The 19,410-nt window shown below is 64.3% G+C and carries 13 protein-coding genes; 11 read left to right on the plus strand and 2 right to left on the minus strand.

What is annotated here, in order from left to right:
* Nucleotides 1-117 precede the first annotated feature (117 nt).
* On the minus strand, nt 118-462 hold the full coding sequence (locus K3A84_RS04520; protein ID WP_225008142.1) for a MarR family transcriptional regulator: 345 nt from the start codon (nt 460-462) through the stop codon (nt 118-120).
* 320 nt (nt 463-782) lie between these two features.
* Between K3A84_RS04520 and K3A84_RS04525 the strand changes: the two genes are divergently transcribed.
* The 3 genes from K3A84_RS04525 (at nt 783) to K3A84_RS04535 (ending at nt 7,845) form a co-directional block, all read left to right on the plus strand.
* On the plus strand, nt 783-6,254 hold the full coding sequence (locus tag K3A84_RS04525; RefSeq protein ID WP_225008143.1) for an autotransporter domain-containing protein: 5,472 nt from the start codon (nt 783-785) through the stop codon (nt 6,252-6,254).
* 166 nt (nt 6,255-6,420) lie between these two features.
* On the plus strand, nt 6,421-6,741 hold the full coding sequence (locus K3A84_RS04530) for a hypothetical protein (protein WP_225008144.1): 321 nt from the start codon (nt 6,421-6,423) through the stop codon (nt 6,739-6,741).
* 111 nt (nt 6,742-6,852) lie between these two features.
* The gene (locus K3A84_RS04535; protein WP_225008145.1) at nt 6,853-7,845 is read left to right on the plus strand and encodes an enoyl-CoA hydratase-related protein; all 993 of its coding nucleotides are present in this window, start codon (nt 6,853-6,855) and stop codon (nt 7,843-7,845) included.
* A 94-nt stretch (nt 7,846-7,939) separates the two neighbouring features.
* On the opposite strand, the gene K3A84_RS04540 is transcribed toward K3A84_RS04535, so the two are convergent.
* On the minus strand, nt 7,940-10,456 hold the full coding sequence (locus tag K3A84_RS04540) for a TonB-dependent receptor (protein WP_225008146.1): 2,517 nt from the start codon (nt 10,454-10,456) through the stop codon (nt 7,940-7,942).
* Nucleotides 10,457-10,604: 148 nt separating this feature from the next.
* On the opposite strand from K3A84_RS04540, the gene K3A84_RS04545 reads away from it, so the two are divergent.
* The 8 genes from K3A84_RS04545 to K3A84_RS04580 are packed head-to-tail and all read left to right on the plus strand — an operon-like array spanning nt 10,605 to nt 19,321.
* Entirely contained in the window at nt 10,605-11,282 is a 678-nt protein-coding gene (locus K3A84_RS04545; protein WP_225008147.1) for a GntR family transcriptional regulator, read from the plus strand.
* Nucleotides 11,282-12,190: a hydroxymethylglutaryl-CoA lyase gene (locus K3A84_RS04550; RefSeq protein WP_225008148.1), complete on the plus strand. Its 909-nt coding sequence runs from the start codon at nt 11,282-11,284 to the stop codon at nt 12,188-12,190. Before K3A84_RS04545 ends, K3A84_RS04550 begins: the two co-directional genes overlap by 1 nt.
* A gap of 17 nt (nt 12,191-12,207) precedes the next feature.
* Complete coding sequence (locus K3A84_RS04555; RefSeq protein WP_225008149.1) at nt 12,208-14,256, plus strand: hydantoinase/oxoprolinase family protein; 2,049 nt, start codon at nt 12,208-12,210, stop codon at nt 14,254-14,256.
* 15 nt (nt 14,257-14,271) lie between these two features.
* On the plus strand, nt 14,272-16,158 hold the full coding sequence (locus K3A84_RS04560) for a hydantoinase B/oxoprolinase family protein (protein WP_225008150.1): 1,887 nt from the start codon (nt 14,272-14,274) through the stop codon (nt 16,156-16,158).
* Between the two features lie 2 nt (nt 16,159-16,160).
* Nucleotides 16,161-17,348, plus strand: a complete 1,188-nt coding sequence (locus K3A84_RS04565; protein WP_225008883.1) for a CaiB/BaiF CoA transferase family protein — start codon at nt 16,161-16,163, stop codon at nt 17,346-17,348.
* A complete protein-coding gene (locus tag K3A84_RS04570; RefSeq protein WP_225008151.1) occupies nt 17,348-17,977 on the plus strand; it encodes an N-carbamoylsarcosine amidohydrolase in 630 nt (209 codons plus the stop codon). The genes K3A84_RS04565 and K3A84_RS04570 overlap by 1 nt, the downstream gene beginning before the upstream one ends.
* A 51-nt stretch (nt 17,978-18,028) precedes the next feature.
* Entirely contained in the window at nt 18,029-18,487 is a 459-nt protein-coding gene (locus tag K3A84_RS04575; protein ID WP_225008152.1) for a PaaI family thioesterase, read from the plus strand.
* A gap of 9 nt (nt 18,488-18,496) precedes the next feature.
* The gene (locus K3A84_RS04580) at nt 18,497-19,321 is read left to right on the plus strand and encodes a ThuA domain-containing protein (protein ID WP_225008153.1); all 825 of its coding nucleotides are present in this window, start codon (nt 18,497-18,499) and stop codon (nt 19,319-19,321) included.
* Nucleotides 19,322-19,410 lie beyond the last annotated feature (89 nt).

Here is a 19,410-nt window from a genome sequence, read left to right on the forward strand (position 1 = left end):
AACTGCCGCCGCGAACCTAAGCCTCTGCAAGCTCAACCAAACCCAAAAATGTAGTGGTAACACTCGCGCCGGTGCGTGCATGTCATTGAACAAAAATGCCTTTTCCAAAAGCACTGTTCAAGTTGGGTTAGACCGGCGGTCGTTTTCGTTCTGCTCCATGAACAAGACGCCGTCCGCTTCTAGGCGCTTAAGCATTTCATGAAAAGCGCGGCCCGACAGATGCGCGGATAGCGTCGCATCCTTCACGATCACGTTGTCCTTCGAGAACAGATGCAGGATAAGCCGGAACTCGTGGCTCAGCAGACCGAATCCTGTATCTGCGAACACGCTGCGATCAATATCGAGCATTGCGGAAAATACCGACTTTATGGTTTCCGCAGAAATGGGATTGGCAACGTTTGCGCTAAAGCGACACGTTGTTTCTGATGCAATTATTTCACCAGATTTCATAAAAAGTCCCATCAGTGTAAAATCCGGATTTGCGAACGCATTTAACATTGTATTTGAATTTTTGTGATCGCGATATAAACTTTCACGCCAAATGAATATTTTGCAACATCATCATGTCATGATTTTTCACGAGGATTATTCATGATGATTTTGCATGTTATTAAATCATGAATAAAATTCCCCCGAAATTAATAGCGGCATTGTCACAATGTAATTAGCAGCATGATCCGGCTTTCAAGAGCTAAATTGTTCTGAAATAATTCGGAAAAATTCTCTTGAATTCGTCACGTGGCATATTGGGGGCCTCAATGACTAATCAGCGGAAATCGACCATGCAAAATGATCGCGTGCGGCGTCGGCGCGTTGCGCTCGCCCTTACTTCGGCTCTCGTGTCGCTCGATGCCGGTCAGGCACTGGCGGAGAGCGTCACCGTGTCGGCTTCGGACAACGCGGCTAGCGTCAACGCCCTGATCCTTGCGGCCGAGGCCAAGCCTGCGGCCGATATCGCGGTGACGATCTCTTCCCCTGCAGTGATCAGCGGTGGCGACATCTTTCTGTCCCCGCTGGCGGCTGGCCAGGGTGATGGCGCGATCGCCTTCACCAACACCGGCAGCATCGGCACGGTCAAGACCGGCGTGATCACTGACTATGTCGGCGTTGGTCTGTACGGCAAGGGCGTTGCAAGCGCAGCCAACACCGCGACAGTCAACAACACCGGCGTGATCACCAACGGCCTCAATGTCGCGAGCTTTGGCGGTGCGGTTTCGATCGTCAATGGCGGCACGGTCTATGGTGGCGTGTTCGCGAACGGCTTCGGCGATGTCAGCGTGACGACCGGGCCGACCGGTTCGATCGTCGCCAGCTCGCCCTACTGGGCGGTCTACGCTTCGGCTGACGCGACGAAGAAGTCGGTCACGACGGAGAATGTAACCACCACCACCGCGACCGGCGGCAACGCCACGGTCGATCAGCAGGGCAATGCCCTGCTCGCAGATGGCGGGCGGGCGCATGTGGCCGCCAATGCCGAAGCGGGCAACGCGACGGTGAACGTGGGCGGCAAGGCTGGCCTGGTCTATGCGGACGCTGGCAGCTATACCCCTTCCACGGTCGTTTCTTCGTCGCAGGAAGCGAAGGTTGGCGCCACCACGACGACGTCGCAGTTCGACGTCGCCTATGGTGACCATGATGCGACTGTAACCATCGGCACCAGTGGCGACGTCTCGGGCGCTTTCGCCACGGCGTCGGGCGATGCAACCGTCACCGTTGCCGGCAAGGTCGGCAGCAACGGCGCAAGCGCCACCGCGCTGACGACCGACACGACGTACAAGTATGCAGTGACGCTCGACGCGAGCGGGAACCTCGTGGGCACGGCTGAAAACAGCTCGTCCAAGCGTTCGGGCGGCGCTGCTGCCGTGACGATCGGCGCAAGCGGCTCGGTCGATGCATTGGTTCTGGCCCAGGGCAATACCGGTGCGACGGTCATCGTCGAGGGCGACGTCGCGGGTGATGTGAACGCCGTTCAGTCGGGCTCGACCGACACGACCTTCGCCCAGACGGTGGCCTATGGCGCCGACGCCGTGACCACCAAGACCGATACGACTTCGGCCCGCAGCGCAGGCACGGCTTCGGTCGCAGTCGGCGGCGGTGCGGCGATTGATGGCGGTGTTTCGGCCGTCGCCAATCGCGATGCGGGCGTGACCAATGCCGTCGGTGGTGTCGTCAAGGGCAGCATCTACGTCGATGCGCAGCCTGGCACTGACGTTACCTCGACCGAGACGGTCGTCGCATCGACAAAGGTTTCGGGCGACGGTTCGACCGACTACGCTTCGACCTCGACTTCGGTGGGTGGCGCGGCCAGCCTCGCCAACGCCGGTTACATCGGTGGCGATGCGACGCTGTTCGGCCTGACCGGCGCGACGGTGACCAATACCGGCCAGATCGCCGGCTCGACCTATGTCAGCACCGGTGGCGCCAAGACCGAAATCGCCGGCAAGTCCAGCCAGCTGACCACGGTCGTTTCGGGCGTGTCCACGCAGAACAGGACCGCGTCGGAATCGACCACGACCACGGCGATCCAGGGTGACGTCACCGGCACCTATTCGGGCACCAACGGTCAGGTCAGCTTCTCGCCGATCCAGCAGGGCAACATCACCCAGTCGGCCTCGGGCAATTCGACCGCCAACGTTTCGGGTACGGTCTACGGCTCGGTGACGTCGACGGCGGGGACGCTCGACAATTCGACCACGACGAGCGCCAACACTGCCGTGCTGGTGATCGATGGGGCGAAGCCCGCCAACAACACCTATGCCTTCGACGAGACCACGACCTCGTCGAGCACGAACAATGCCGGCACGAGCACGGTCAACATCTCGGGCCGTCTCTCCAGCGACACGTTCGGGACGACCACGGTCACTTCGACGGGCACGAGCGGCAGCGTCGTCAATGTCTCCGGCAAGGTCGATGGTTCGGTCACCTCGGCGGCGACGGGCTTGACCACGTCGACTTCGACGACGACCACCGCTCTGCGCCAAGCGGGTGCATCGTTCGTCACCGTTTTGAACAGCGGCGAAAGCAGCGGTTCGAGCGCCGTCACCGGCGGCGCGGCCCAGGGCAGCGTGACCGGCACTGGCACGATCGACGGCAGCCTGTCGGTCAGCGGCGTCTCGCTGGCGAGCGCGCAGGTCGATGCAGGTGCGACCGTCGGCGGCAGCCTGTCGGTCGGTGCGTTCGGCTCCGACACCAGCTACGTCAGCAGCGATGTCACCACCTACGATCCGGTCGCGGACGAAGGCGTGCGTGAATTCGCCTCGTCGGGCAAGAGCGGCCCGGCGGCAGCTTCGGGCGATGCCACGGCCAATGTCGATGGCCACGTCAATGGCAGCGTCAGCGTTGATGCAGCGAAGGGCAACGCGGCGGCCACCATCGGCGGTCAGGTCAACGGTTCGGTCTCCGTGTCCGCCGATGGCACCACCCACGAATATGCCGATACGAGCAGCTATGCCGGCAAGGGTGACTCGCTTTCGCTGACCGCTTCGACCTCGCATGACCGCTACACCCATGCAGGCGGCACGGCGTCGGTCACGGTCGCCACCTCGGCGGAAAAGCAGGCCGCACACATCGGGTCGGATCTGCCCAGCGTCGGTTCGGTCTACGCCAATGGCTTCACCGGCGCGACGGTCACGATCGCCGAAGGTTCGCGCGTCGGCGGCGATGCGCAGGCCAACAGCGTCTACTTCGACGTCGATACGACGACGTCGACGACCTATGCCCACGGCACCGGCGCACAGGTCTACACGTACGCCTACGCGCCTGTTGGCGGCACGGCTTCGGTCGTGAACGATGGTGTCGTCGATGGCCTCGCTTCGGCGAATGGCCGTTCGGTGGCGAGCGTCGTCAACAACGGAAAGGCCGGTAGCCTTTCCGCCAGCGCGCTGGACGAAAGCTACGCCTACCAGCAAGTCGACAACGACATCTTCAACATCAACCCGGCGACCCATACGATCGACCGCACCTGGACCTACGCCCCGTCGGGCGGAGCGGCCACGATCGACAACGCCGGTGAGGCGGGCGACGTCTATCTCTCCGGCGCTTCGGGTTCGCTGACCAACTCGGGCAAGATCACCGGGCAGATCACGCTGGGCAACTCGGTCACCAACGGTACCTTTACCCAGAAGGTCACGTCGGCGACCACCGACTTCCCGACCCCGGCCTTCGTGCCGTCGGAAAGCCTGTTCGCGCAGACCTATACCGTAGAACAGAACGGGACGCTGGAAGGCGACATCCACGTCCAGGGTGCCGACGTCACCATCAGCGACACCGTCTACAAGACCAGCACGGTTGCCGCGACGATCAACCTCAATACCGGCTCGGTCACGACCGGCACGATCATCGGCGAGAACGACACCGACACGGTCGTGAACGTGAAGGGCGGCGATCTGCTGCTCGTCGGTGCGCCTTATGTTCCGGCGAGCGTGACCAACGCGGTCCCGACCTACTCGGCGGGCCTCGTCGGCGGCGCGACCGGCGGCAGCTTTGCGCTGAACGTCGCGTCGGGCACGGTGCAGGTGAAGCCCGCCTATGACCTGACGCTGGAGAACCCGCTGCTGACCTTCGGTCTCAACGGCAACGTCACCGTTGGTGCGGGCGGCAAGCTGGTGGTCGGCGTGGTCACCGAGCACGCCAATGTCGGCGCTGGCGCGAGCATCGTCGCGGTCAACCCGACCGTCGAAGGTGCCAACCTCCACGTATCGGGCAACTTCGCCTCGACCGGCACGGTGGTCGTCGGTGTCAACGGAAGCCTCGTTCAGTCGCCGCGCTTTGCGCAGTCGGTCCAGGATGACTTCCTGGCCCCGATCGTCACCACCATCGGCAGCTTCGGCACGGCCTACACCACGCCTGAAGCGACCGGGAACCCGATCAACACCGCTTCGAGCGTGTCGGTCGGCGGCAACCTCGATCTTGGCGGCAAGATCCAGGTCTACGTGCCGAAGGGCTCGATCTTCCTCGGCGATGGCTCGGAAGACCAGACCCTGTTCACGGTCGGCGGCACCATTGCCAACACCGCGTCGGTCGAAACGAACCTTCCGTCTAACTTCGTCACCCTGGCTCCGGTCACGGTCGACAAGACGGTGGTGCTCAAGGTGTCGCGTGCCAGCTACGCCACGGCGGCGGACAACCGCAACGCGGCAGCTGCCGCAGTCGCGCTGGACAAGGCCATTCCCGGCGTTGTCCGCGTGCTGACGGCCGATGCCGTGGGGCAGCAGCTCTACAGCTCGCTCGCTCAGCTGAGCAAGGTGCAGGATGTTGCCAACATCGTGTCCAACCTCGACTGGACGCTCAACAAGACCGCTGCCGCCCAGGTGTTCAACGAACTGGCCTCGGCTTCGATCTACGGCTCGCTTGCCAACCTGCACCAGAATGTTGCGTTCGAAGGGCAGATGGACCTGCTGGCCCAGCGTCGTGAAGACGGTGAAGCGGCGATCGGACTGTGGATCGCGCCGGTCGGCAACTTCGCCAAGTTCAGCGGCGGCTCGTCGGGTGCGGCCCGCATCGACGCCACCAGCTACGGCGCGGCGATCGGGCTCGACATCGGCTATGGCGCCAATGGCGGGTTCGGCATCGGCTTCGGCTATGCCAAGCACAACGTCGATGCCCGCAACGGCACGGCGAGCGTCGATGGCGACACCTACACCCTGGGGGCTTACTGGACCCACGGTTTCGGTCCGCTCGCGGTCAATGCCAAGGTGGCCTACGGCTTCTCGAAGTTCGACGGCCGCCGCGATCTGGCGCTGCTTTCGCGTCAGGTCACCGGCCACTTCCGCGGCAGCGAACTCGATGGCAGCCTCGGCCTTGCCTACAAGCTCGAAGCCGGCGGTTTCGACGTGACGCCGTTTGCCGACCTCTCGGTCCGTCACTGGCACCTCAACAGCTTCACCGAAGCCGGTGGCGCTGGCGTGGGGCTGGCGGTCGAAGGCAAGAGCAAGACCGTATTCGATCCCGAACTGGGCGTGCGCCTCAGCACGCTGGCGGTGGACAGCAACGGTCTGAAGCTGCGTCCCTATGGCAGCCTGTCCTACACCTTCCAGGGCAATGCCGGAACCTCGCGCCTGGTCGGCTTCGAAGGTGACATCGACGCCAACACCTTCGTGCTCGAAGGCGTTTCGCCCAAGGGCTACGGCACGGTGGGCCTCGGCATGACCGCTGTCATCGCCGACAAGGTCAACCTGTCGGTCGGTGGCAGCTACGCCTTCGGTAGCGGCAACAACACTGCCGCGATCCGTTCGGTCATCGGCTTCAGGTTCTAAGGTCCTCAGCCTGTACCAAGCCGAGGGGGGCGCCAACGATGTTGGCGCCCCTTTCCTTTTTGTGCACCCGCCTTGCCCTGATCGTCCTTTGCGACCTTCAAGCTGCGGGAACCATTGTGTTTCCCGAACGTTGCGCCGCAACGGACCTGATCGGGAGAACAATCGCATGGATGAAGCCTGGACGATGCCGTCGTGGCAGGCCGCGCGGCCGTTGAGCACGGGGGACGATCGGTTTCGCCAGCTTTTTGCCGATCACGGGCCAGCGATGAACCCTGCCGTCGTAACGGATCTGAGTTCCCTCTACCTCGAAGCGCTCCTGCGCACCAACGTGCCGTCCTGGCTGCGGGCGCGGCTGCTTGGCGAACAGCGGCGCCGTCGTCGCGCGGGGTGGGGCGAACGGCTGCGGCTGCGCGCCCGCGTGCTGACGATGAAGTATCTGCGTCGTCGCAGGGCGGTGGGCGTTCATCGCTTTATGGGCCTTGGCTGACGGCCTGCGCTGAGGGGGTGGCAAGGGCGTCCTCGCCAGAATCCGGTTGCGCCACGTGGGCCTTCCTGATTGATTTAATCACATGATTAAACAATCGAAGGGAAAGTCAGCATGAGCCGCCGTATCGTCAAGTGGTCGCCACCCTATCGCGGCGAGAACGTCGAGCGTCCGGACTTCGATCTGGTAGAGATCGAGCGCGACGGGCCGATCGGCCGCATCATCCTGAACTCGCCAGAGAAGCGCAATCCGCTGGGTTACGAGCGGTTGTTGCAGATCGAGATGGCGGCCAAGGAGATGGAGCTGGATGACGAGATCCGCGTCATCATCATCAAGGGGCAGGGGCCGAGCTTTTCGGCAGGCTACGACATCACGCCGACACCCGAGGGCGAGCCCAAGCGCAACACGCCCGAAAACGGTTATCACCATCCCGATCGTGATACCGCGTGGCAGGCCTACGATCACGAGCACTTGCGCGTCTACACGTCACTGTTTGACCTGCAGAAGCCGGTGATCGCGCAGATCCACGGGCATTGCCTGGCGGGCGGATCGGAACTGGCCGCGTTCTGCGACCTGCGCATCGTGGCCGATGATGCCAAGATCGGCTGGCCGGTGGGGCGCAACTGGTCGCCCGGCAACCTGCAGATCACGCCCTGGCTGATGGGCATGACGCGCGCGAAATACTACATGTTCACCAGCGAGGCGATCAGTGGCAAGCAGGCTGCCGAATGGGCGTGGGCGACCGAATCCGTGCCCGCAGACCAGTTGGAAGCGCGCACCGAGGAAATCGCGCGCAAGATCGCGCTGACGCCCACCGACCTGATCATGCTGACCAAGCGGTCGATCAACCGCCAGTTCGAGATCATGGGCTTCAAGACCGGTATGGCATCGAGCGCGGATCACCTCGCCATCGCGCTGCTGCGCCCCAGCTTCACGCGCGGCGACGAGTTCGTGGAGCGCTCGCACAAGATGGGATTGAAGGCCGCGCTCGACTGGCGCGAGCAGGCGTTTGACAACAAGATGTCGGACGAGGCGCGCGCGGCGGCTGGTGAGATGCCCGAAGGGGATGCGAAACCGGAAGGTGGGGCGCCGCGCTACGGGGGGTGACGGAGAGGGCGCTTCGATGCTCATGCGCTGACCAAAAGGAAGGCCCGGCCCACTGTGCGTGGTGAACCGGGCCGTTCCATCAGGTTGGATCAGGTCAGAACTTCATGCTGCCTTCCACGCCGATCAGGCGGCGCGTGCCCGGCGTGATGAACGAGCCGCCGAATTCGACCGCGGTGATCACCTCGTTGAGGTACTGCTTGTCGAACAGGTTGTTGGCGAAGACTGACAGGCTGTAGCGATCGGTCTGCAGCCCGGCGCGCAGGTTGACCACGCCGAACGCCTTGCGGTGCGCGACGTCATACTTGCCATCGCCGACGAACGCCGGAAGGCCCTTGCCGTCATTGAGCTGCGAGATCGGGAGAAGTCCCGAGAACAGCGTCGGGATCGACTGGTCCTGCACGGTGTGGAACCAGGTCGGCCCGGTCAGGCGGTAATCGGCGCGGGTGAAGAAGCGCAGCGAATCGTTGATCGGCTGCTCGATCTCCATGCCGGCGTTGAGCGTATAGTCGGCGGTGTAGGGCGACTTGTTGCCCACGGTGTAGGGGCGCGAGGAGTTCTTCTTGATCTCGCTGTCGGTGTAGTTGAACGAACCGAACAGCTTGAAGCCCTTGGCGGGCTTGACCGTGACGCTGGCCTCGATACCCTTGAGGTCCACCTTGTCGATGTTCGAAACCACGCGCAGCAGGCCGAAGCTGCCGACGAAGAATTCGAAGAACTGCATATTGTGGACCTGCGTGTAGTAGCCCGCGAGGTCGAAGGTCAGCTTGCCATCGAGCAGGCTGCCCTTGAAGCCTGCTTCCCACGCGCTCGACCATTCCTTCTTGTACTGGTCGTTCACGGTCACGTCGGCGCCGAAGAAGTTGACGAAGTTGTCCTTGATGATCTGGGCCGACCCCTGGTTGTTGAACCCGCCGGATTTGAAGCCGATGCCCCAGTTGGCATAGAGGTTGAGGTCGCCGGTCGGCTTGTAGCTGAGCGTGACCTTGGGTTCGAACTGTTCGAAGCGGGCGTGCTTGTCCTTCAATGCTCCGAAGGCCTGCCCCGGGTTGATCGGACCGCCCGTGAAGGGGTCGAGCGCCGTGGGGACGAGCGAGGACGACTTGCGGTCCTCGATGTCATAGCGCAGCGCAAGGCCTGCGTTGAACTGGTCGTTGGGCTTCCATTCGACCGAACCGAAGCCCGCATAAACGTTGGTGTTGAAGCGGTCGGCCAGCAGCAGCGTGGTCGGGTTGGTCGAATCCGGCGCGTTGTAGAGCTGCTTGATCACGCCGTTGCCGGTGTCCGCGCCAAGGCTGACGCCGACGGTGCGCTTGATGTGCAGGTAATACGCGCCGAGCTGCCAGTTGATCGTGCCCGCATCTCCGATCAGGCGCCATTCGGTGCTGAAGTCCTGCTGCTTGCGTACCTGGTACTGCGTGCCGTCGCAGGTGGTCGGGCTGTAAGGGCCGAAGGTCGAGCCGGTGGCCGGCGCGAAGATGAACGGCACCGGGATCTGGCCGATGAAGCCCGGCGCGTTGACGGGATAGCCCGTCAGGTCGGCCGTGCTGGTGAAGCAGGCATCCACGGCCCCTTGCGCACGCGGATCCTTGGCGCTCAGGAAGCGTCCGAAATCGGCCGACGTCCCGTCCGCGACAAGGTCCTGATTTACGTTCGAATAGAGGCCCCACGCGACGAGCTTGATGCTGTCGGACAGCTGCTGGTCGAGCTTGAGCGAGACGTCGAAGCTGGTCTGGTCGTTGGTCGCGCGGATGTTGTTGTAGAAGTGGAACGGATGCTTGTTCACGTCCTCGTAGAACGCGCCGCCGAAGTTGGGCAGGTGGAACGAGGCGTTGAATGGCAGCGAAGCGCCGTGGAACTCGGCATAGCGGGCCTTGAGATCGAGCTGCGTTGCGGTGCCCTGACCGACCATGACGCGGCCATCGAGTGCCCAGTTTTCCTTGTCGTCGACGGTCTTCTTGCCAGTGAAGTCGTTCTTGTAGAAGCCGTCCGTGCTCGAATAGTAGCCCGAAAGCACGAAGCCCGCGCCCGGTGCGATGGGCCCCGCGACATGGGCGGTAGCTTCCCAGGTATTGTAGTCGGCATAGGACACCTTGGCCCCGCCGGTAAAGGTTTCGGTGGGCTTCAGCGTCTGCTCCACGATCGCGCCTGCCGCTGCGTTGCGGCCATAGAGCGCGCCCTGCGGGCCTTTCAGCATTTCGACCTGGCGAAGCGTGCCCTGCGGCTGGTTGAGCTGGGCGGTGTTGGTCTTGAGAATGCCGTCGACCACCAGCGCGACCGAGCTTTCGGCGTCACGCGCGCCGTTGATGCCGCGGATGTTGATCTGGGTATCGCCCGCCTCGGCCGTGCCGGTCACGATGGTGACGCCCGGCGTCAGCTTGACGAAGTCTTCTGCCTTGACCGCGCCGGTGCGTTCGAGCGCGGCAGCAGTGATCACTGCAACTGAGGCGGGTACGTCCTGAAGGCGTTCGTTCTGGCGGCGGGCGGTGACAATGATGCCACCATCATCGTTGGCGGCGGCGTTCGCTTGCGGCGCTTCCTGCGCCAAGGCAGGCGTGGCGGCGCCGGCAAGCGCGCAAGCCGTGGTGAACAAAAGCCGATGGGAAAGACGCATAGAAACCTCCCTGTATGGCGGGCGGCCATCCCGGGCCGTCCGTTGCATCGATGCGCGCCTTTTTTATGCCCCCATGGCTTGACGCGGCTTGATGAGATCGAATGCTATTGTATACAAATGTCCGAGGTCAAGTTCTTTGGAGTGAAACGTGTCCCGCGCTTCCGACCGTGCCTACGAGGCGATCCGCAGCATGATCCTGTCGGGCGAACTGCCCGCCGGGGCCCAGCTTGCGGAAGAGGCGCTGGCGGAACGGTGCGGCGTGTCGCGCACCCCTGTGCGCGAGGCGCTGCGGCGGCTGGAATCCGATCTTCTGGTCACGCGCACCGATACCCAGCGCAGCTTCGTGGCGGACTGGTCGATCGACGACGTGGCCGATGCCTTCGAACTGCGCGCTATGCTGGAAGGCAAGGCGGCGCGGCGCGCGGCCGAGCGGATGACCGATGCGGCGCTGGATCGGATTCGCGGTGCGAATCGCCGGATTGCAGAAGCGGTGGGCAGGCCTGTCGCCGACGTCGTCGGCTTTCTCGAAGGCAATCGGGATTTTCACGCGGTGATTCTCGAAGTGGCAGGGTCGCGACGGCTGGCGGCCTTGCTCTCGACGCTGATCGAGCAGCCCGTCGTGTGGCGCACGGCGCACCAGTACGGGCGCGAGGCGTTACGCCGCTCGCACGGCGAGCATGAAGAGCTGATTGCCGCCTTCGCACGCCGCGACGGGGCATGGGCCGAGGCGATCATGACTGGCCATATCCTGCGCGCCTATCACGCCTATGCCGACGCTCATCGTGGGCTGGCAGAGCAAGGCCTGGTCCGAGAGGCTGCTGAGTAATGTATACAGAATCCATTGAAATGGTCGAGGTTGCCCCTCGGGACGGCTTGCAGAACGAGAAGTCGCTGATCTCCACAGCTGACAAGATCGCGCTGGTCGAGCGCGCGATCGCTGCGGGGGCGCGGCGGATCGAGGTGACGAGCTTCGTCAACCCCAAGGCGGTACCGCAGATGGCCGACGCCGAAGCCGTCTGCGAAGGCCTGCCGTCGCGCGACGACGTGACCTACATCGGCCTTGTCATGAACGCGCGCGGCGCGGCGCGCGCGCTGGCGACGGGGCGGATCGACCAATTGGGCGCTGTCTCTGTGGCGACGGACACCTTCGCCATGGCCAATCAAGGCCAGACCAGCGACGGTTCGGTCGAAGCCGCCAAAGAGATCATCGCGATGGCGCGCGAGGCCGGAAAGACCGGGCAGGTGACCATCGCCGCATCGTTCGGTTGTCCGTTCGAAGGCGAAGTGGCGCAGGAACGCGTGGTGGCCATGGCTGTCGCACTGGCAGAGGCCGGACCAGTCGAGATCGGCCTTGCCGACACCATCGGCGTTGGCAACCCGGCGCATGTCACCGCACTGGTGGGAAAGGTGCGCGCCGCCGTGCCGCACATCCCGGTGCGCGTCCATTTCCACAACACCCGTGGCACGGGCCTCGCCAATGTGTGGGCAGCGGTGCTGTCCGGCGCCGCGACGGTCGATGCGGCGATCGGCGGGCTGGGCGGCTGCCCCTTCGCGCCGGGCGCGGCGGGCAATGTCTCGACCGAGGACGTGGTTTACATGCTCGAGCGTGCCGGGGTGCGCACGGGCCTTGATCTATCGGCGCTCGTCGCAGCCAATCACTGGCTGGGCGAGGTGATGCAGCGTTCCCTGCCGGGCATGGTGGCCAAGGCGCCGTCGTTTCCGAAGCAGGCATAAGGAAGGGTCAGCAGTTCATGGGTTACCGGCTTGGCGTGGACGTTGGCGGCACGTTCACCGATCTTCTGCTGTTCGATGCCGATACGGGCGCGTTCTGGCGGCACAAGACGCCGTCCACCCCGCACGACAGTTCCGAGGGCATTCTCAATGGCGTCACCGCGATCTGCGCGAAGGCGGGGATCGGCACGGGCGCGATCGACTATTTCCTGCACGGCACCACCGTTGCCACCAACGCGGTGCTGGAGGGCAAGGGCGCCAAGGTCGGCCTTGTCACAACCGAAGGCTACCGCGACATCATGCAGATTGCGCGCAGCTTCGTGCCCGGGGGGCTCGCCGCGTGGATCATCTGGCCCAAGCCGCAACCGCTCGCCGCGCTCGAGGATACCGTCACGGTCAAGGGGCGCATGAATGCCGAAGGCCAGGAAGTGCGCCCGCTCGATGAAGCTGACGTGCGTTTCCAGCTGGGGCGGCTGAAGGACAACGGCGTCGAAGCGGTCACCGTCAGCCTTATCAACGCTTATGCCAACGGCGCGCACGAGGCGCGGATCGGCGAACTGGTGGCCGAAGTGCTGCCCGGCGTGCCGGTTTCGCTCAGCCACGAAGTGCTGCCCGAAATGCAGGAATACGAACGCACGCTGACCACCGTCGCCAATGCCTCGGTGCGCCCCGTGGTGGGCAAGTACGTGTCCAACTTGCGCAACCGGCTGGCCAGTGAAGGCATGACCGGCAAGCTTTCGCTGCTACGCTCAGACGGCGGGCTGATGAGCGCGCAGAAGGCCGAGGAGCATCCGGTCAACATCCTGATGTCCGGGCCTGCGGGCGGCGTCACCGGCGCGATCTGGGTGGGCCGCAATGCAGGCATCAAGAATATCCTCACGCTCGACGTCGGGGGCACCAGCACCGACGTCGCGCTGATCGAAAACCTCGAACCGCGCCGCCAGCGTACTACCGAGGTCGGCCATCTTTCCGTCCGCGCCTCGGCGCTTGACGTGAAGACGGTTGGCGCGGGCGGCGGCTCGATCGCTTATGTTCCTGAGCTGACAAGAGCCCTTCGGGTCGGGCCGCAGAGCGCAGGAGCGGTGCCGGGGCCGGTCGCCTATGGAAAAGGCGGCACGGCCCCCACCGTCACCGACGCCAATGTCGTTCTGGGATACCTGCCGGAGAACCTGCTGGGTGGCACCTTCAAGCTCGATCGCGAAGGTGCCAAGGCGGCGGTGCAGACCGTGGCCGATGCGCTGGGCATCGACCTGATGGCCGCCGCGCGCGGGATCATCGATATCGTCAACGAAAACATGTTCGGCGCGCTGCGCATGATCTCGGTGCAGCAGGGCTACGACCCGCGCGATTTTGCGCTGATGGGCTTTGGTGGGGCGGGGCCGCTCCATGTCAACGCCGTGGCACGGCTGATGGGGAGCTGGCCTGCCATCTCGCCGGTCAGTCCCGGCGTGCTGTGCGCACTGGGCGATGCAACGACGCGCATGCGCACCGAGACGGCGCGGTCGTGGTCGCGGCTCGCGCGCGATACCAGCCCGGCGGACCTCGTTGCCGTGCTCGATGAAATGGCAACGCAAGTGCGCGGCGAACTGCTGAGCGACGGGGTGCCCGAAGCCGAGATCGAGACCGCCTTCGAAGTGGACGTGCGCTATGCCGGGCAGGCCTTCGAAGTACCGCTGACGATCAGCGCGGCCGTGCTCGAAAGCGACGGGATCGCCGGCGTGCTGGCGCGCTTCGATGCCGAGCACAAGCGGCTGTTCACCTTCAACATGGATACCCCGCACGAGATCGTGAACTTGCGCGCCGTGGCGCTGGGCCGCGCGCTCGACCTGCCCGCGGCGGAACTGGAGAAGGGCGACGGCAACCCCTTGGCCGCCAAGGTGCGCGACCACTTGCTGTGGATGGAGGGGCGCGAACAGGCGGCTGTAATCTATGACCGCGCGAAGCTGCGCGCCGGAGACGTGATCCCCGGCCCCGCGATCGTCTGCGAAATGGATTCGACCACCCTGATCGAGAGCGGCTGCATCGCCACCGTCGACCATGTCGGCAACATCCTCATCACTCTGGCCTGACGAAAGGGACGACCCATGCCTGCCACCATCGTCCAGACCAACGACACCCCGTTCCAGAAGGTCGCCATCGACCCGGTCACGCTCGACATCATCGAGAACGCGCTGCGCAATGCGCGCGTCGAGATGGACGCCACGCTTGTGCGCACCGCGATGTCGCCCGGCATCCGCGAACAGGGGGACGCCTTTCCCCTGATCGCCGATCCTGAAGGCCGCATGATCGTCGGCCAGTTTGGCAGCTTCATCGGCGGCTTCCTCAAGAACTTCGACGGCACGCTCGAGGACGGGGACATGATCTTCCTGTCCGATCCCTATTCGGTAGATGGCGCGATCAGCCATTCGAACGACTGGCTGGTGCTGCTGCCGGTGTTCAAGGACGGGCGGCTGATCGCCTATACCTCGATGTTCGGGCACCAGAGCGATATCGGCGGCAAGGTCGTCGGCTCGATGCCGATCAACGCGCGCTCGATCTATGAAGAAGGTGTGCGCATTCCCCCGGTGAAGATCTGGAGACGCGGGGAATACAACGAAGATCTGATGAAGCTGGTGATGCACCAGACGCGCAAGCCCGACTGGTGCGCGGCGGACCTCAACGCCCTGATCGCTTCGTGCCGGGTTGCCGCGCGGCGGGTGATCGAGATGGCCAATCGCTTTGGCGATGATGTGTATGTCTCGGCCACGCAGGAATTGCTGGCGCGCAACCACCGGGCGATGAAAACGCTGCTGGGTCAGGCGATCGGCGAGGAGCCGGTCAGCTTCGAGGACTACATCTGCGATGATGGCATGGGCTATGGCCCATACAAGATCAAATGCACGATGTGGCGCGAGGGCGAGAAGGTGATTCTCGACTTCGACGGCACAGATCCGCAGTCGTCGGCGTCGATCAACTTCTTCCTCAACGAAAACATGTTCAAGATGTTCTTCGGCATCTACATGATCATGGTGTTCGATCCGCAGATCCTGTTCAATGACGGGTTCTACGACCTGATCGATGTGCGCATTCCCGAAGGATCGCTGCTCAAGCCGAAGTTTCCCGCCGCGCTTTCGGGGCGCACCCATGCGCTTGGCCGCATCTTCGACATCCTCGGCGGATTGCTGGGGCAGAAGACGCCGGAATTCCTTAATGCCGCGGGGTTCTCCTCGTCGCCGCACCTGTTCTATTCGGGCAACGATGCGCGCCCCGGCAAGGGCAACCAGTGGTTCCAGTTGTTCCAGATCGGATTCGGCGGCATTCCGGGGCGTCCGCTGGGCGACGGGCCGGACGGGCACTCGCTGTGGCCGGGCTTTACCAACGTGCCCAACGAGTTCCTTGAACGCTACTTCCCGATGATGATCGAGCGCTACGAGACCGAGCCGGATTCCGGCGGGGCGGGGCTGCATCGCGGCGGCAACGGCATTCACATGACCTATCGTTTCCTGTCGCCCGGCACGATCGCCATCCACGACGACCGCTGGTTCGTGCCGCCTTGGGGCGTCAACGGCGGCGAACCGGGCCAGCGCGCGCGCAAGCTGCTGGAAAAGGCCGATGGCACGCAGATCGTTGTCGGCAACAAGGTCGAGGATGTCGAGGTCGAGGCAGGCGACCAGTTGCACTTCGTCACCTGGGGGGGCGGCGGCTGGGGCGATCCGCTGGAGCGTGATCCTGCGCTGGTCGGCAAGGAGATCGTGCAAGGGCTGGTGACAGCTGAAGGTGCGCGTGCCTATGGCGTCGTTGCCAGCGCGGTGGGTGTCGTGGATGCGGCGGCGACCGGGGCGCTTCGGGCGCAACTGCGCGAGCAACGCGGCGCCCTGCCGCTGTTCAACACCGGCCCCGGCATCGCGGCCCTGCGCGCGACCTGTGAAACAGATACTGGCCTTGCCGCGCCGATTCAACCTGAATGGCCGCATCTGGAAGCGGCGGAGTGACCATGAATAACGGAGCATTGAAGGACATCCGCGTCGTCGAAATGGGCCAGTTGCTGGCAGGCCCGTTCTGCGGCCAGTTGCTGGGCGATATGGGTGCGGACGTCATCAAGGTCGAGCCTCCGGTGACTGGCGACCCTATGCGCGAATGGGGCCAGGGCGCCGAAAAGGTGCAGTGGGAAGTGATCGCGCGCAACAAGCGTTCGGTCAGCGCCAACTTGCGCGTGGCCGAAGGGCAGGCGTTGGTGAAGCGACTCATCGCCCATGCCGACGTGCTGGTTGAGAACTTCAAGCCGGGCACGCTGGAGAAGTGGGGCCTTGGCCCGGATGTGCTGCTGGCCGAATTTCCGCATCTGATCATCGCGCGCATGTCGGGCTATGGCCAGACCGGCCCCTATTCCGACCGCGCCGGCTTTGGCGGGATCGGCGAGGCGATGGGGGGATGGCGTTACATCGTGGGTGAACCCGACCGCCCGCCGAGCCGCATGGGCGTGTCCATCGGCGATACCCTGACCGCGACTTACGGCTGCATGGGCGTGCTTGCCGCGCTCCACGTCAAGGAAAAGACCGGCAAGGGGCAGGTGATCGACACCGCGCTCTACGAAAGCGTGCTGCAGGTCATGGAGGGGCTGGTCCCCGAATACGACCGCATGGGGCTGATCCGCGAGCGCTCGGGCTCGATCCTGAAAGGCATCGCGCCGTCGAACGTCTATTCGTGCAGCGACGGCGAGTTCATGATCGGGGCCAACAAGGACTCGCTATGGAAGCGTCTCGCGGTGGCCATGGACCGCGAGGAGCTGGGCGATGATCCGCGCTATGCCACGCACCTCGCACGGGGCGAGAATCAGGACGAACTCGACGCACTGATCAACGACTGGACCAGGACGTTGACCATGGACGAGGTCGACGCGCTGATGATCGAGCATTCGATCCCGGCAGGCCGCGTCTATCGCGCGCCCGACATGCTGGCCGACCCGCACTTCCAGGCGCGCGAAGCGATCATCGAGGTCGAGACCGAACGCTTCGGCCCGCTCAAGATGCAGTCGAGCTTCCCCAAGTTCTCGGCCACGCCCAGCAGCGTGCGCCGTCCCGCGCCTTCGGTGGTCGGGCAGCACAACGCCGAAGTGTATGGCGAACTGCTGGGCCTTGGCGCGGACGAACTGGCGGCGCTCACGGAAAAGGGCGTGATCTGATGGCGAAGGGCGAGGTCGACCTGACGGCGAACTATGCCGGTGCGTTCGATGGGCGGCTGCCCTTCGGCCAGCGTCCGGCGCTGCTGCTGGTCGATCTTGTCGAAGCCTATCTCCAGCCGCATTCGCCGCTCTACGCCGGGATCGAAGCGGCGCTGGAAAGCGCGATCCGCGTGACGGCGGCGGCGCGCGCGGCGGGGCTGCCGATCGTTTTCACCAACGTCGAATACCAGCCCGGCGGCGCGGACGGCGGCGTATTCTTCCGCAAGGTGCCCGCGCTCAAGGTGTTTGAGAAGGGCTCGCCGCTGGGCGCGTTCCCGCCCGTGCTGGCACCGCAGGATGGCGACGTGGTGATCACCAAGCGGTATGCATCTGCGTTCTTCGGCACGCACCTTTCGCCCACGCTGACGGCGCTGGGCGTGGACACCGTGCTGATCTGCGGCACCTCCACCTCGGGCTGCATCCGGGCGACCGCGCTTGACGCATGCCAGCACGGGTTCGTGCCTTTCGTGGTGCGCGATGCCTGCGGCGACCGGCACAGCGCGCCGCACGAGGCGAACCTGTTCGATCTTCAGGCCAAGTACGCCGAAGTCGTGGGCGAGGGAGAGGCGCTGGCCTTGCTCCACCGCTGACCCTCCGATATTGACCTGCGTATCAATTTGATGATCGCAGGGAGATGAGGTGTGGCGACAGCGCCAGATGAGAGCGGGCCGAGACCAGAGCCCGGCTGGAAGCGCGTGCGCTTCGGCACGCCGTTCCTCGATTCGAGCGGGCCGTATTTCGTGCCCGAGGATGCGGGCCAGCGCGGGCTGGCGATGCGCGTGCTACCCGATCACGTCAATTACGTCTCGGCGGCGCACGGCGGGGTGCTGGCGACCTTCGCCGACGTGGCGCTCAGCTACCAGCTGTTCCTGCTTGAACCCGGCGGCCTGCCCATCACCACGATCTCGATGGCGGTGAACTATCTCGCGCCGGGAAAGCTCGACGACTGGCTCATGTCCGAGGTGCGGATCGACCGCCTCGGTGGAAAGATCGCGCACACCAGCGGGCGCCTGTTCAGCGGCGATACCACGCTGATGACCATGACGGGGGTCTATAACCTGTTGCGGCCACGCGCTCCCAATACGACCGGGAAGGATTGATCGAAGCCCATGCCGACCATCGACCATCACGCGCCCTTGCGCGTCCTTGCCGCGGTGCGCGGCCACCCGTTCGATCGCAACGCGCTGGCGGCGCTGTTCGATGGCATGGAAGGGATCTCGGTCACCTTCGTCGACCAGCCCGCGGCTGCGCTGCTGATGCGCCCCGGCCTTGGCGCGAGCTTCGACGCGCTGCTGCTCTACGACATGCCGGGCATCGATTTTGCGCCCGGCAACATGGGCGCGAAGGTGGGCCCGGACGACGCCTTGCGCGAAGGGCTGACCGCGCTGCTCGATGAAGGCATCGGCGTGGTCGCGCTGCATCACGCGCTCGCGGGCTGGCCCGGCTGGCCGGGCTATTCGGAACTGCTCGGCGGGCGCTTCCTGTACCGCCCCGACGAACTGCGCGGCCAGCCGACGCTCGATTCCGGCTATCGCCACGCGGTCGACTATACCGCGCACGTCCTTGCGGGCGATCACCCGGTGATGGCAGGCGTTCCAGCCACCTTCGCCATGAAGGACGAACTCTACCTTGGCGAAGTGTTCGGCGATTCGGTCACGCCGCTGCTGCGGTCCGACTACGCCTTTGTCCGAGACAACTTCCATTCCGCGACCGAGGCGATGGAAGGCCGGATGTTCTCCAACGAGGGCTGGAACCATGCCCCCGGCAGCGACCTGATCGGCTGGGTCAAGCCTGCGCGCAACAGCCCGCTGGTCTATCTCCAGCCCGGCGACGACGAGGTGACCTACCAGAACGCGCATTATCGCCGCATGGTCGAAAATGCGCTGCGCTGGGTGGTCACGCCCGAAGCAAAGGCTTGGGCGCGCGGTGGCTGAATAGCCGGGTTGCTACCGCGCGATTGCCGCCCCTTGCTCGTCACCCCGGCCTTGAGCCGTGGTCTCGCTTGCCTATCGCGGTGAGAAGT

The sequence above is a fragment of the Novosphingobium percolationis genome (genome assembly GCF_020179425.1).
GTDB classification, from domain to species: Bacteria; Pseudomonadota; Alphaproteobacteria; order Sphingomonadales; family Sphingomonadaceae; genus Novosphingobium; species Novosphingobium percolationis.

Bases quoted from the DNA above. Each gene is read 5' to 3' on its own strand.
- K3A84_RS04520 (WP_225008142.1), bottom strand. From the start codon at position 462: ATGGGACTTTTTATGAAATCTGGTGAAATAATTGCATCAGAAACAACG.
- K3A84_RS04525 (WP_225008143.1), top strand. From the start codon at position 783: ATGCAAAATGATCGCGTGCGGCGTCGGCGCGTTGCGCTCGCCCTTACT.
- K3A84_RS04530 (WP_225008144.1), top strand. From the start codon at position 6,421: ATGGATGAAGCCTGGACGATGCCGTCGTGGCAGGCCGCGCGGCCGTTG.
- K3A84_RS04535 (WP_225008145.1), top strand. From the start codon at position 6,853: ATGAGCCGCCGTATCGTCAAGTGGTCGCCACCCTATCGCGGCGAGAAC.
- K3A84_RS04540 (WP_225008146.1), bottom strand. From the start codon at position 10,456: ATGCGTCTTTCCCATCGGCTTTTGTTCACCACGGCTTGCGCGCTTGCC.
- K3A84_RS04550 (WP_225008148.1), top strand. From the start codon at position 11,282: ATGTATACAGAATCCATTGAAATGGTCGAGGTTGCCCCTCGGGACGGC.
- K3A84_RS04555 (WP_225008149.1), top strand. From the start codon at position 12,208: ATGGGTTACCGGCTTGGCGTGGACGTTGGCGGCACGTTCACCGATCTT.
- K3A84_RS04560 (WP_225008150.1), top strand. From the start codon at position 14,272: ATGCCTGCCACCATCGTCCAGACCAACGACACCCCGTTCCAGAAGGTC.
- K3A84_RS04565 (WP_225008883.1), top strand. From the start codon at position 16,161: ATGAATAACGGAGCATTGAAGGACATCCGCGTCGTCGAAATGGGCCAG.
- K3A84_RS04570 (WP_225008151.1), top strand. From the start codon at position 17,348: ATGGCGAAGGGCGAGGTCGACCTGACGGCGAACTATGCCGGTGCGTTC.
- K3A84_RS04580 (WP_225008153.1), top strand. From the start codon at position 18,497: ATGCCGACCATCGACCATCACGCGCCCTTGCGCGTCCTTGCCGCGGTG.